This is a genomic window from Dyadobacter sp. UC 10 (genome assembly GCF_008369915.1).
Classification (GTDB): domain Bacteria; phylum Bacteroidota; class Bacteroidia; order Cytophagales; family Spirosomataceae; genus Dyadobacter.
Window position 1 is genome coordinate 5,011,468 of record NZ_VSRN01000001.1, and the last position, 14,299, is coordinate 5,025,766.

General features: G+C 49.2%; 12 protein-coding genes. 8 read left to right on the plus strand and 4 right to left on the minus strand.

From position 1 onward, the window contains the following. Window positions 1-79 precede the first annotated feature (79 nt). The 7 genes from FXO21_RS20695 to FXO21_RS20725 all read left to right on the plus strand — a co-directional run bounded on the left by FXO21_RS20695 (window position 80) and on the right by FXO21_RS20725 (window position 6,715). Complete coding sequence (locus FXO21_RS20695; protein WP_149641874.1) at window positions 80-676, plus strand: hypothetical protein; 597 nt, start codon at window positions 80-82, stop codon at window positions 674-676. A gap of 106 nt (window positions 677-782) precedes the next feature. Then, window positions 783-1,319, plus strand: coding sequence for a YciE/YciF ferroxidase family protein (locus FXO21_RS20700; RefSeq protein ID WP_192579281.1), 537 nt, complete (start codon window positions 783-785; stop codon window positions 1,317-1,319). Window positions 1,320-1,425: 106 nt separating this feature from the next. Next, entirely contained in the window at window positions 1,426-2,022 is a 597-nt protein-coding gene (locus FXO21_RS20705) for a D-glycero-alpha-D-manno-heptose-1,7-bisphosphate 7-phosphatase (RefSeq protein WP_149641876.1), read from the plus strand. Further along, entirely contained in the window at window positions 2,003-3,070 is a 1,068-nt protein-coding gene (locus tag FXO21_RS20710; RefSeq protein ID WP_149641877.1) for a glycosyltransferase family 9 protein, read from the plus strand. The genes FXO21_RS20705 and FXO21_RS20710 overlap by 20 nt, the downstream gene beginning before the upstream one ends. A 39-nt stretch (window positions 3,071-3,109) precedes the next feature. Continuing rightward, window positions 3,110-3,571: a GNAT family N-acetyltransferase gene (locus FXO21_RS20715; RefSeq protein WP_149641878.1), complete on the plus strand. Its 462-nt coding sequence runs from the start codon at window positions 3,110-3,112 to the stop codon at window positions 3,569-3,571. A gap of 202 nt (window positions 3,572-3,773) precedes the next feature. Beyond that, window positions 3,774-4,112, plus strand: coding sequence for a PadR family transcriptional regulator (locus FXO21_RS20720; RefSeq protein ID WP_149641879.1), 339 nt, complete (start codon window positions 3,774-3,776; stop codon window positions 4,110-4,112). Beyond that, window positions 4,109-6,715: an ABC transporter permease gene (locus FXO21_RS20725; protein ID WP_149641880.1), complete on the plus strand. Its 2,607-nt coding sequence runs from the start codon at window positions 4,109-4,111 to the stop codon at window positions 6,713-6,715. The genes FXO21_RS20720 and FXO21_RS20725 overlap by 4 nt, the downstream gene beginning before the upstream one ends. A gap of 15 nt (window positions 6,716-6,730) precedes the next feature. On the opposite strand, the gene FXO21_RS20730 is transcribed toward FXO21_RS20725, so the two are convergent. Then, the gene (locus FXO21_RS20730; RefSeq protein ID WP_149641881.1) at window positions 6,731-8,047 is read right to left on the minus strand and encodes a hypothetical protein; all 1,317 of its coding nucleotides are present in this window, start codon (window positions 8,045-8,047) and stop codon (window positions 6,731-6,733) included. 200 nt (window positions 8,048-8,247) lie between these two features. Here FXO21_RS20730 and pafA point away from each other — a divergent pair, with 200 nt between their 5' ends. Further along, complete coding sequence (gene pafA, locus FXO21_RS20735) at window positions 8,248-9,876, plus strand: alkaline phosphatase PafA (protein WP_149641882.1); 1,629 nt, start codon at window positions 8,248-8,250, stop codon at window positions 9,874-9,876. A 121-nt stretch (window positions 9,877-9,997) separates the two neighbouring features. On the opposite strand, the gene FXO21_RS20740 is transcribed toward pafA, so the two are convergent. From FXO21_RS20740 to FXO21_RS20750, 3 genes are all read right to left on the minus strand, one after another. Further along, window positions 9,998-10,495 (minus strand): DinB family protein, encoded by a 498-nt coding sequence (locus tag FXO21_RS20740; protein ID WP_149643569.1) that lies wholly within the window; start codon window positions 10,493-10,495, stop codon window positions 9,998-10,000. A 122-nt stretch (window positions 10,496-10,617) separates the two neighbouring features. Further along, window positions 10,618-11,712: an alginate lyase family protein gene (locus tag FXO21_RS20745; protein WP_225865778.1), complete on the minus strand. Its 1,095-nt coding sequence runs from the start codon at window positions 11,710-11,712 to the stop codon at window positions 10,618-10,620. Between the two features lie 28 nt (window positions 11,713-11,740). Further along, the gene (locus tag FXO21_RS20750; protein WP_149641883.1) at window positions 11,741-14,137 is read right to left on the minus strand and encodes an ABC transporter permease; all 2,397 of its coding nucleotides are present in this window, start codon (window positions 14,135-14,137) and stop codon (window positions 11,741-11,743) included. Window positions 14,138-14,299 lie beyond the last annotated feature (162 nt).

Consider the following 14,299-nt stretch of genomic DNA (forward strand, 5'->3'; position numbering starts at 1 on the left):
CGGTTGATTTTAGTCACGCCTGGCCTGTTTTTAGTAGCAGGTTTGCAATAAAAAGTCAGGCGTTTTTTATCCTTTACCCATGCAAAAAATTAGATTATTCTCACAGTATGATGCCGCTGCGCTCTTCCTTAAAACCAAAAAGGAACTGGAAGATCAGGTGGGCCAATGGCCTGAGGAATACTTCCGTTCAATGGAGATCGGACAACATATTTCGTCGCTGAAAGATACTTTCCGGCTAAGTGTGCCTGATATCGATTTTCTGAACGGTCGGCAGGTAATTGTCGACCGGATATTGCCTCTGTCAGACTATCAACCCGGAATGAGACGGGGCATAAATGTGCGTGTAAGCGTGCTGATGTACAAATATCCTTTGACAGGAACGACTTACCTGCTGGGCTGCCGACCGTCAGTACCTATCCAGGAGCTGGTAGGAGAGTGGTATACAGATCCGGTTAATCAGGAAATTTATGTGGAATACAGCCAATATGACAAGCATCCCAAAAAGGTAGTGAATGCGCATCAGGCTTGCATTTCTTCCTTGCAGCAAGCGCACCGGGCGCTCAAAGATGAGTTTCAGGATTTTAACGATATGCTCGATGAAATGATCGCGAATCTGCTCCAAAAGCGGAAGGAGGAGGCAGAGCATCTCCGGCAAATGCGAATGATGCTGAGCTGATTGCTGGCCTGGCATGTTTTTTGATAAACCCGCAGGCCATCATACAAACATTGACTGGCGATTCCAAGCGCACCGCTGCACTAACCAGCAGATTACACGAAATACTATGGCACCAGCATACAAAGAATCGGCATTTTACCCAATATTCCTTTCTGAACTCCGCGAAATGTTCTGGGTGGAAGAGAAAATCAGTTCAGTGCTTCGCAGGTTCCAGGATGCGGTTAAGTCTCCGGATTTTGCACGCATACTACGTCAGGGCCGTACGCACGCCTTTGAGCATACCAACCGGGTAAGGGGTCTTTTTGAATCACTTGAAGAACCTGCCGAAGGAGCTAAGTCTGCCGCTATAGAAAGGTGGGCGCAAGATATGGAACAGGTTGTTGCCGATCAGGCTGCCAATGAAAATACGGCTGATCTGACGATCATGATCGCGGCGCAAAAAGCCGGGCGATATAAAATTGCATGCTACGAAAACTTGATAACGCTATCGCAGATACTGGCGGCGGAATCTGTAGAGAAAGTGTTGGAAGGTAACATTATCGACGATGCAGGGACCGATTTGCTGCTGCGGGAGCTTTCTGAACGCTACATTCATAAGGAGGCAGTTCTGAGAAAAGGCAGCCTGCCGTCCTTGGCAGAGTAGCCGGTCAAACAAAACCTGCTAGCGGACTGTGTGGATATAAGTAGGAATAGCGCTCTTCCCAGGCGCCGGATACCGCAACTCCCGCGCAATCAAAATGCCGGAACCTATGATCAATATTTCTGAAAATCTATCTGCAAAAGCGATATTCCTCGATAAAGATGGTACGCTGATTAAGGATATCCCCTACAATGCGGATCCTGCACTGGTCGTTTTTGAACCCTATGTTTTTGAAGAATTGGAAAATTTTCAGGCCAGTGGATACAAGCTGGCCATTATATCCAATCAGCCGGGACTGGAACTGCGAAAGTTTAATCAGGAGCAGCTCGATGCATTGATTGCAAGCTTTCACGCGGCATTCCGGGAAAAGGGGCTGGAACTTGCAGGCTTTTATTATTGTCCGCACGCACCTGGCGGACAGGGCGTTTCCTGTGAATGCAGAAAGCCGGAGCCGGGTCTGCTGATCCGGGCTGCAAGAGAATTGAACGTTGACCTGAAACGATCGTGGATGGTTGGCGACATTTTAAACGATGTCGAGGCAGGTAACCGGGCAGGATGCAGGACGGTATTGATCAACAATGGAAATGAAACGGAGTGGGTCGCCGGCCCTTTCCGCGATGCCGAATATATTGCAAGCGACTTCCGGGAAGCGGCGGATTACATTGCTTCGAAAACAGTAACTGCCGATGCCTCAACCGAAATTTGAGAAAATACTCTGCATACGTGCGGATAATATGGGAGATGTGATCATGGCTTCTCCGGCTATCCGCGCACTCAAGGAAACTTTTGGCAGCCACATTACTTTGCTCACTTCCAGGGCAGGCTCGCTCATATGTAAGAATCTTGACTGTTTGGACGATACGATTGTGACCGATCTGCCCTGGGTGCGGAGTGACGGTTGTGACGGCAGCGAATTGGTGGCATTAACAGGAGAACTCAGACAAAGAAATTTCGATGCGGCAGTGATTTTCACTGTTTATAGTCAGACTTCCTTTCCCGCCGCTATGCTGGCATTTATGGCCGGTATCCCCGTGCGGGTAGCCTATGCCCGTGAAAACCCCTACCAGCTCCTTACGCATTGGGTTCCCGATCCTGAACCTTTTGAGGAGATCACTCATCAGGTGGAGCGTGACCTCTCACTGGTCGCTAAGCTGGGTGCGGGTACAGCCGACGACCATCTGTTGCTTCGGGTAAATGATGCAGAAAAGCATTCATTCAGACAAAAACTAGGTGAGATCGGAATGGATACGGCACAGCCTTACCTGCTGTTTCATCCAGGTGTTTCCGAACAGAAAAGGGAATACCCGGTCGAGTATTGGATAGGAGCGGGGCGGTTACTGGCGAGGGAGTATTATGGGCTGCCGATCCTGGTAAGTGGGTCGGGTGGAGAGAAAAGGCTGGCGGATACCATTGCAGAAGGCATTGGGGAGCCGGCGGTTTCGGTAGCGGGAATGCTTTCACTGGGCGAATTTATAAGCCTCATCGAAGGCGCGCGTTGTGTGGTTTCCGTCAATACCGCTACCATTCACATCGCAGCAGCGACACAGACGCCCGTGGTGGTACTGTATGCGCAGACAAACCCACAGCATACCCCTTGGAAATCGCCGCACCTGATCCTTCCGTTTTCGGTCCCGGAGCATCTGAAAAGCACCAATTCCATCATACGTTATGTGTCGGATCAGCTGTATGCAACGCACATTCCCTATCCGGATCCGGCGGAGATTTTCATCGCGGCAGGTCATTTTTTAGGTTGAAGAAATTAATATCTTCGTCTATTCACATTTTACAAACGAATGGAAATCCCTCTTCAATTCCGCCTGGCCACAGAATCAGATTTAGCGAATATCGTCGAAATGCTGCTGGACGATCCCCTTGGTGCCAAACGTGAAAAAGGGGCGGCAGATTTTTTTCAACCGTACGGTGATGCTTTCAAGCAGATTAGAAATGATCAAAACCATGAGCTGACGGTCGTGGAACGTGACGGGGAAATAGTGGGAACTTATCATCTTACATTTATACAGTATCTCACCCACCAGGGTGGTTTGCGCGCGCAGATCGAAGCAGTGCGAGTTGCATCAAAATGCCGCGGCGAAGGAATCGGCAGAGAAATGTTAAGCTACGCGATCCGCCGGGCGAGGGAAAAGGGTTGCTATATGGTACAACTGACAACCGATAAACAGCGGCCGGAAGCTTTGAAATTTTATCAGCAACTGGGGTTTGTGGGTAGCCACGAAGGAATGAAATTGAAATTCTGATACATTTTCATCCTGATTATCCGTTCACCGAAACTTCTCAACCCGGTCATTTACATTGTCCGTTACCGGACAGTATCCGTTCTCTTGCGGACAAATTTCTTTACAGAAAATAGTTGAAAAGAGTGCATAAGGGCTCAGTTAGCCCGTTTTAAGAAATTGGCATGCATTTGTACTAGAAAATATAAACTAATAAGCATTGCCAATGCGCCGAACCTATCTGGGGGAATTTGAAGAACTGGTTTTAATGATGATCGCCATTCTCGACGGGCAGGCTTATGGGGTAACCGTCAGTCAGGAAATTGAGCAGCACACTGGCAGGGCAGTCACATTTGGCGCCGTGCATAATACATTGATCCGGCTGGAAGAGAAGGGTTTTGTAAGCTCTGAGCTGGGCGGGGCCACTACTGAACGCGGCGGGCGGCGGAAGCGACTTTTCAAGGTAACTAACCTGGGAAGCAATGCACTCAGAGATATTCAGCAGCTCCGCAACAAACTCTGGCAAATGATGCCGGACCATGCGCTAAATATGAGCGGGATATGAGCACTCCAAAACCTCCGAGGTGGGCCAGGTTACTGCTCCGGCAGCTGCATCCCGACAATACGATCGAGGAAGTGGAAGGTGATCTGGACGAATTATTTGAACACTGGTACAGGCGCGCCGGCAAAACGCAGGCAACCCTCCGCTATATCCATAATGTGATTTCAGTGCTGCCGCCTTTCGTCAAACGCAGGCAAAGCAAGACAACATACCACCAACCTTTTTTCTTAAATCCCGATATGATCAAGAACTACATCAAAATCGCGTGGCGTAATATTGTCCGTCAAAAAGCTTATTCAGCGCTCAATATCGCGGGGCTGTCTATCGGGATGGCATGCAGCATTCTGATTTTGCTTTGGGTGCGGAATGAACTGAGCTATGACAGATTCCACGCGAACGCCGATCAGCTTTTCAGGCTCACCTGCAACGCCGGTGATTTCCGGGCGGCCGTAACCCCGGCGGGAATGGCCAGCGGATTGCAGGCGCAAATGCCCCAGATCGAAGCTTCGGTCAGGACCAGTAAATCCGTTACCAGCCTTTTTGAAGCAGGCGAAAAGAAGTTTGAGGAGAAACGCGTGTTGTTCGTTGACTCCAATTTTCTGCAGATATTTTCCTTCCCGCTTTTAAAAGGCGAGATACGCACTGCGCTGAGCAACCCGGGCAAGCTGTTGATTACGGAGGAAATGGCCAAGAAATATTATGGAACCCAGGACCCGATCGGTAAGGTGATCCGCAGAAATAATCAGGAAAACTTTACTATAGCCGGCGTTCTGGCGAACACGCCTTCCAATTCGCACCTGCAGTTCGATTTCCTTATCCCTATGTCGACGCTGGCGCGTTACGATAACGATTTGAAGACAGGAACGTGGGGGAACTTTAACTTTTACACCTATTTCAAAATCAATAAAAATACGAACACAACTACCGCCGGTTTAAATGCACTGGGCGAGCAGATCTATAAACTTTACAAAGCGCACGGGCAGGTCATGAAAGTTGACTTTCACCTGCAACCGTTGACAGCCATTCATTTGCATTCCGATTTACAGATCGATGTGCCCGGACACGGCAACATGCAGTATGTCAATATCTTTTTCGTGGTCGCCATCTTCATCCTGGCAGTTGCGTGTATCAACTTTATGAACCTCGCCACAGCCCGGTCGGAGCGGCGGGCGAAGGAAGTAGGGCTGCGCAAAGTGGTAGGCGCCGGTCGCTACCAGCTTATTGCGCAGTTTCTTGGAGAATCATTGATCTTTTCTTTCCTGTCCCTTTTCATCGCGGTCGGGATTGTGTACCTGCTGCTGCCGGTCTTCGAAATGTTAACGGAAAAAGCGCTGAATATTCAGTTGCTTGATGGAAGATTGCTGTTGAGCCTGGCTGGCATTGCGGTGCTTACCGGCCTGATATCAGGCAGTTATCCTGCATTATTTCTTTCGGGATTCGCTCCTGTGAAAGTATTGAAAGGGAAACTGAGGATGGCAGGGGCAAACCTCTATTTCAGGAACGGGCTGGTTGTCACGCAGTTTGTCGTCGCTATTGTTTTACTCGTTGGTACTGCGATCGTTTACAAACAACTGAATTTCATCAAAGACCGAAACCTCGGTTTCGACAAATCCAACCTGCTGTATCTTCCCATGACAGGCGAACTGTGGGGAAAAAAGCAGGCGCTCAAAACGGCATTGGCGCAAAGTCCGCTCACGGAAAATTTCTCGATCATTTCGGACCTGCCCACGGCATTGACATCCGGTACTGTTGATCTCGAGTGGGACGGGCAGGTGACCAAAAACGAAGTGGTCGTGCCTTCCATGGATGTGGACGAGAATTTTGTCAGCGTTTTCAAAACAACCTTGCTCGCAGGGCGCGGCTTTTCCCGTGAATTTTCAGGCGACAGCTCCAGCTACGTGATCAACGAAAAAGCCATGCAGATCATGGGAATGAATGTCAACAACGCAGTTGGGAAAAGCATTACTTTCAGTGAAAGCCGTGGGACTATCGTAGGGGTGGTGAAAAATTTTCACTTCAAATCACTTCAATATGCGGTTGAGCCGCTCATACTACGGCTCAACAGGTGGGGAGGCGTGGTGATCGTGCGGACGCAGGGCGGTACCAACGAAGCCACCATTACCAAGCTGGGAGAGATCAACCGCCAGCTTAATCCTGCTTATCCATTTACATACGGTTTTCTTGATAAAGACCTGGATAACCTGTACCGGAGCGAGCAGCAAATGGGGAATATCTTTAACCTCTTCGCTGGTTTGGCCATTTTTATATCCTGCCTCGGGCTTTACGGTTTGTCAGCATTCATGGCCGAGCAGCGTAAAAAAGAGATAGGTGTGCGAAAGGTGCTGGGCGCGACCGTGGCAGGCGTCGTAACATTGCTTTCCCGCGATTTCTTGAAATTAATCGCAATAGCCATTGTGCTCGCTTCGCCTATCGCCTGGTACGCCATGGACAGGTGGCTTGCGGATTTTGCATATCAAACTACGATCGACTGGTGGATATTTGCCTTAGCGGGCCTGACAGCTGCCGCAATAGCCTTGCTTACAGTAAGTTTCCAAAGTATCAAAGCTGCATTGATGAACCCCGTGAAAAGCTTGCAAAGCGAGTGATGCAGTGCCGGCGGCTTACCGGTAAGGCACCATTTTACATTGCAGTTTGAATTTGGACAAAGGCGGTTTCCTGAGCTCTTCCAGTATCGAGAGCCAGCCGACTTGTTCTATGATATAGGCGGAATTGGTGGTTCCGTAAGGGTCGAATTTTGTCAGGTCGATTTCCCGGGTATAGTTGAAAACGTTCTTTTGCAGCTTGTCGATTTTTAACTCTACGTTGTCATACCCGAAACCGAGGCCGTTGTCGTGACCATTGATAATGATCCGGTCGTACTTCGTCTTATCCGCAAATTTCCAGGTTCCTTCAAATGACTGGTAACCTTCGACCATGACCATCATGCTGTCGTTGCTTTCAAAATGGAACATCAGATCGGCGACGTAGAACTTCATATTACCCGAGGTGTTGGAAACGCCGCGTTTGTAATATTGGATCGTATCAGAAGCCGTGATAATATTTACCTCATCATTCATCCAGAAATAGGTGCTGCCCTGGCTGTAATCGTACAGGTTTTCGTGGTCTTCGATCAGCAGGTCTGCCAGGTCCTGGCCGATGAACTCGCCTGTGCCTGTTACCACCGATTTTTGTTCAAAACTAAACTTCTCACCTTTGAGCGAAGTAAACAGCGGCGCGTAGCTGGTACTGGCGCACCACCGGTTCAGGTCGGTGACTTTGATAGCGAGCGCGTATTTCCTTCCCGCCATTTTAGCGGCAACGTCGACAAGCAGTTTGCGCGGGTCGCCCTCGTCGCTTTTCTGCCAGAGCCGGTTTTGGTTTACAGCCGGACATTCGGGCGTGCCGATGCGCAGATCCCCATTGTTACGGGAAGTTTCGTCGTTGTGAGACTCGATCTCGATTTTTTGTATCTGATAGTTCTTTGTCGCTGTCGTGCCGGAAATAAAGGGAGACCCGTCGATAGACCTGATCGTCAGCTTCCCGCCGGTGTTTACCTGCCAGCCCAGCGACGATTCCTTACCGATTTGAAGACCTTCGAATTTGACATCAATATTACCCCTGGCAGTGCATTGCCAGCCGTTCCTGCCACATTGAGACTGCTCTACAATGGCGAATAAAAACCAATCCTTACAGCCCCAGCAGCCATCAGACGACCCCACGACAATGACATTCGCTTCGTTATCGACGGTACGGCTCGTTTGCTCCATGCTGACACTCGCAGAGTCCCAGTCCAGTTTCAAAACTTCCACTTTTTGCTTGCCGTTACCAGAACCCGGATCAGGCGTTGGTCCATCTTCTTTTGAACCAAACGGACAACCTGCGAGCATTACGGCGAGGGCAAGAATAGAAATACGGGATAGTAGAGGTAGTATCTTCATACAGAACGGAAAGAGTAGGGTTTTTAGAGGAACTTTGGGTTTGCTAATTTAGTAAAAGTCAATATTAATCCACAAGTGAACCCTTCGTTTTCAACAGGTTCCGAATGCAAAAAAAAATGTCAGTAACGTAGCCAATAGTCACCTCCTGTTTATTCGGCGTAGTATAAGAAGCTGGTTTTTTTTGAATAAATAAGTTATCAATGAAATTTTCGCATTTTCTCGCCGGGCTGCTATTCTTGCCTGCATCTGTTGTTTTGGTAAATGCGCAGCCGCAGCCTGCCAAACTGCCACGCCCGAAACTGGTCGTCGGCATTGTGGTAGATCAGATGCGCTATGATTACCTCTACCGCTATTATGATAAGTACAAGGAAGGCGGTTTCAGACGGATGCTGCGGGAAGGATTCAATTGCCGCGACCACCATTACCATTATGCCAACACCTCCACCGGCCCGGGGCATGCGTCTGTTTACACAGGTTCCGCTCCTGCGATACACGGTATCCTGGCGAATGATTGGTATGTGCCTGCTTTAAACAAAAATATCAATTGTGTCGCCGATAGTATCGTATCGGGTGTTGGGACAACAAAAGCCGGGAAAGGTTCGCCCCGCAATCTGCTGGTTACCACTATCACCGACCAGCTGCGGATCGCCAATAATTTCAGGTCAAAAACAATCAGTATTGCACTGAAAGACCGTTCGGCGGTATTACCCGGCGGTCATACTTCGAATGGAAGTTACTGGTATGACGGGGATACGGGGAATTGGGTAACAAGCACTTTCTACATGGAGAAAGTGCCTGACTGGGTAACGGCATTCAATGCGCGGAAGCTTCCGGCCACTTATCTTTCAAAAGGCTGGCAGCCGATGTTGCCGCTGAGCGAATATACCGAGAGCACCACGGACGATCAGCGGTATGAGGAAGGATTGGAAGGCAATAATAAACCCGTATTTCCTTACAAGCTATCAACATCCGAACCTGATCTGGTGGGCTCAACGCCCTGGGGAAATACGCTCACCAGGGAAATGGCAATGGCCGCGGTACAGGCGGAGAAGCTTGGCAAAGGAGCATTTACCGACTTCCTCGCCCTGAGCTTCTCCGCACCTGACGGAGTAGGGCATAAGTTCGGTCCCAATTCCGTTGAGCAGCAGGATCTTTACCTGAGGCTGGATGCCGAGCTGGCCGGGCTGTTTGAATTTCTGGATAACTGGACAGGAAAGGGAAATTACACCGTGTTCCTTACGGCTGACCATGGTGTTATGGACGTGCCTGAGTTTCTTGCTGCGAATAAAATGCCCGGTTCGCGTTATCAGTCCGGGGATATTCAGCGAAAAATAAAAGAACGGCTGGCGGCGGAATTTGGCGGCGAACATTTCATCAAAGCGATCTCGTCCTGGCAGATTTATCTGGATAAAAAACGGATGATAGAAAAGAATGTGTCCGTTACGGCGGTGCAGGAAGTGATCCGGGAGGTCATCGCCGATTTACCGGAAGTTGCGAATGTTGTCAATTTGCGCAACCTGCATCAGGAAACACTTACTGAGTATCAGAAACAGTTATATCTCAACGATTTTAATCCGAAACGGAGCGGCGATCTGCTGCTCATTTTTCAGCCGGGCTGGATAGGCAGGGGGAATCATGGCACTACTCATGGTACGCCTTATAACTACGACACGCACGTGCCTTTCGTGCTTTTCGGTTGGGGAGTGAAGCCGGGTGAGACATTCAACAGGACACATATCAGTGATATTGCGCCTACGATCGCGGCTTTGTTACACATTTTACCACCCAGCGGATCTATCGGCAAGATAGTTGGCGAAGCATTGAAGTAACAATAGCCATATCCTGAAATCGGTCATTGACCACTGCGGATGAAGTTTCGCCGGAAGCGCAAGCGGGATACTGAAGCGTAGCAGCCGGTTTTACCGGCTGCCACGTCAGATCAAGTGTCGCTTAAAGCAATTTTTCATTCGGAGGAGTAGCGCCGGCCATGCGGATGTATACCGTTGTTTGTCCTCTGTGGTGGGTCTGATGCTCAAAGTTTTTGGCTAATGCCATTGCCCTTGTCATTTCAAAACGACCAAAAAGCTTTACAGATTCAGCCATTTGCGCGGGCGTCATTTTCCTAATACCATTGATTACGAAATCATATCCTTCCAGCACGATCTTGGTAATATTTGCCTTTGACTTATCGGTCGTGGATTTTTCCAGTTCTCCCATTCCGTAAGGACTTTTCTCGCCAGTTGCAGCAGAAGCAAAACCGTAATTTGCATCGGTAAGGTGGAGCATCTGATCCGCAAAAGAGCGGATTTCGGGCGTGGGCTTCAATGCATAACCCTTCTCCGGCATTGCGTCAAGATACTCTTTCGTGTAGGCTTTCGCCCTTTCCCACTCTTTCACCATTTCTTCGGCGGAGTTTTGAGCGGAGGCAAACTGAACTAAACCAGCCATGAGGCAAAGTGTAAGTAAACATTTCAGTTTCATGTTTCTGTTAATTTAAGTGATCTGACAAAATTGATCATTTTGAGCCGGCAATACCAATGATTTGAATTAAGAAAAATCGTTAATCAAGTTTAAGGTTTCTCCTGTTTGGACTGATCGAGCGTGACAGTCATTAACGTAGGGAAAGTCCACGCAAAATGGTGCGTGGGATAAATGAGCGGGCGTTTGGCCTGAACGTATTTCACATATTCGTTTTCTTTATAAATGCCTGACATCGCTTCCAGCAAATTGCCCGGCCAGCTTCCGGCAGATCCTTTGTTAGGATTTTCAAACCACTTCCATTCCGACGGGTTCATGGCATAATAATGCAGATAATCCAGGGCAGTTTTCATTGACCGGCCTTCCTGGGAATAGGTGAAAAGATTCTCGCCCGTCGCATTAAAAATCACCCACGATGCGGCCGTGATCGGGGCCAGTGAAAAGTAGGTGTACCAGATGCCATTCGCCTTACGCTTTGTTTCCTCCGGCATGCTTCCATCGGCCGCAATCTTATGAAACAGGTCGCTCTTGATCAGTTTCGCATTTTCCGCCATTTCTTTTTCATCATCCAGAAATTGTGCACACAAAGCGGAGCCTAATCTGCCCCAGTCGGCCCAGTTATTTGATCGGTTCCGGATTTCGTTGCATGCTTTCTTGTACACATTTTCAACCCAGGTACCGAACTGCTTTTTGTCGGCTTTTTCCCAACCTTCATAATGGTACAGCAGCTCGGCGGCCATCAGCATCCCCGAGCCGGCATAAGACATGACAAGACTTCCGTCGGCATCCGAGTATTTCGTGTTGGTTGAACCCCAGGCATTCAGGATTTCCAGCGATTTGTCCGCATATTTCTGCTCACCGCTTAGCTGCCACGCAAGCGCACAGGCATAGGCGCCGAATGCATTGGACATCAGGCTTTTTGAGTTTTTCCGGTGCATCAGCGCATTCACGTAATAACCTGGTACACTGAAATCGGCGAGTGCCTCGGCGGGTTTTTGCAAGGCGGAGTCAGCGTAGACGATCAGCTGCTGATATGCATCCCAATGTGGCTGTTGCCTTGTTTTGATCTGCTTTTTAACATAGTCAAGCTGGCTTTTCGGATGCATTCCGCCCGGGTGATCGTAGGCAAGCGTAATCAATGCGGAGAGAGCGAAAACTGCGGTCAGTAAATGTCGTTTTAATTTCATCCCCCAATATAATTACTTACCAGTCAGATTATTCTGTTTTTAACGATTTAACGGGATCGAGCATGGCAGCGCGGATAGCCTGGTAGCTGACTGTCAGCAAAGTAATCACCAAGGCGCCCAGTGTGGAGATTGCAAATATCCACCATGAAATCTCTGTGCGGTATTCGTATGTAAGCAACCAGTTACGCAGCAGGTACCAGGCAACCGGGACAGAAATCAGGCAGGAAATGATCACCAGCAGTACGAAATCTTTGGACAGAAGTGCCAGCAGATTGGGAACCGATGCGCCCAGGACCTTCCTGATCCCGATCTCCTTCGTGCGTTGCTCGGCGGTGAAGGAAGCGAGGCCGAATAGTCCCAGGCAGCTGATCATGACCGCCAGCGCTGCAAAAACGGAAGCCAGCCTGGCAATGCGTTCTTCAGTTGCAAATTTTACAGCAAATTCCTGGTCGGCGAATTTGAAGTCGAATGGACTTCCCGGGTTCAGCTTGCGAAAAACAGTTCCTATCTTTTCCAGGGATTCATGAGCTGACAAAGCCGGATTGAGCTTCACATTGATCACATTTGCCCAGCCGTAATTGACCATAAAAAGGGCCGGCCGAACTGGCTTGAATGGAGAATCCATCAGCATATTTTTGATCACGCCAACCACCGTAAAGGTTACACCATTCCATTTTACCGGCTTCCCGATGATATCCGACGGTTTGCGGAAACCCATGTATTTCAGAGCGGCTTCATTCATGACCATACCTGTCGAGTCCGTCGAAAATGACCGTGAAAAATCCCTTCCCTCGACAAACTGCCAGCCGACGGTTTTGCCGAAATCGTGGGTGACGGCAATGGTAGAAAAGTTGTCCTTGAAATTGGGGTCTTTACCTTCCCATTCGAATCCGCCGTTGTTGGAACTCGTCTGGGTAGGCGGCGTAGAGGAAGTTGACATTTCAACCGCGGCTCCCGTTTCCAGCAGGCTCCTCCTGAGTACATTGTACTGGTTGTAGAGCTCCGGCGTATTTATATTGACGGTGATCAGCCCGTTTTTATCGTATCCGACCGGGCGGTTTTTCGCATGCCGGATCTGCCGGTAAACGATGATGGTACCGATGATCAGCGTCACAGATACCGTGAATTGCAAAACAACAAGGGCTTTCCGCGGAACTGCCGCAAACCGGCCAGTGGAAAATGTCCCTTTTAATACTTTAACCGGCTGAAAAGATGATAGATAAAGCGCAGGGTAACTTCCAGAAACAATGCCGGTAATAAGGCAAAACAGGCCCCCCGCAAGCCAGAATACCGGGTTTGTCCACAAAAATGCGATCTGTTTGTCGGCAAGGGCATTAAATGCCGGTAGCAGTACCACTACCAACAGGACAGAAAGGACAAATGCACAAGCCACCACGAGCAGCGACTCGCTCAGAAACTGGCCGATCAGCTGGCTGCGCAGTGAACCGACGGCTTTTCGTATCCCTACCTCTTTCGCCCGCTTTTCAGACCGGGCAGTGCTCAGATTCATGAAATTAATAGCGGCCAACAGCAGGACGAACAAGCCGATTACGCCAAATAGCCACACATACTGGATTCGCTCGGTAGTGTTCCCGGTGGAATCCCAACCGGAATACAGGTGCCATTTTTCCATGGGGTGCAGGTAAACGGTAGGCTTCAGATGAGCTGTTTCCTGCGCATGTTTCAGTTTAACGTCCCTGATCTTTCCCGAAACTGTTTCCAGGTTTGCGTTCGGATTAAGCTGCACGAGGATCTGCCAGGAGTTATTGTCCCATTCTGCATTGGCCAAAGCCGTTTTGACCCAATCCTGAGTGGCAACATACAGATCCCAGGGGGCGATAAATTTCATGTCGCGGAATTCTGTATTGTAAGGCAGGTTTTCATAAATTCCCGTCACTTTCAGGTTCATCGTATTATCGAGCTTCACGATTTTGCCGACCGGATTTTCTGTTCCGAAGAGGACTCCTGCGATTTCCTCGGACAACATAATCGAATACGGGTCCTGCAACCCGGCCCGGGTTCCGCGGATCATTTTCAGCGAAAACATTTCAGGCGCTTCTGCACCCAGGTAAATTCCTTTTTTTGTGAATTTTTTGTCTCCATATGCCACGATATGATCGCCGAAGAAAGACGACATGACCACATGTTTGAAGTCGCCCGCGTATTGCGTACGAAGTTCGTTGCCGAGCGGCCCGGGCATGTATTCTCCGTGGTAAGTTTTTCCTTCCACGGTAACGGTTTGCATTACTTTCGCTATGCTGCCGTAATTCTGATGGTATTTGTTAAATGAGAATTCATCATAGATCCACAATCCGATCAGCACTGCGATGGCCATTCCGGCAGCCAGGCCGCCGATATTGATCGCCGAATAGCCCGGGTTTTTCGTCAGGTTCCTGCATGCAATTTTGAAGTAGTTACGGATCATGGCCGACAGGGGTTGGTGTACAATGCGCCTGGTGTCCAGGGCAAAATAATATACCAGTCAATTCTGAAATCGTAAGCTTCTTATAGAGAGGTGTTTATGTTGGAATTGGGAAAGTGCTGATGTTCGGAAGCGAACAGTGGTGTGGTCATATTCGGGCTTGTG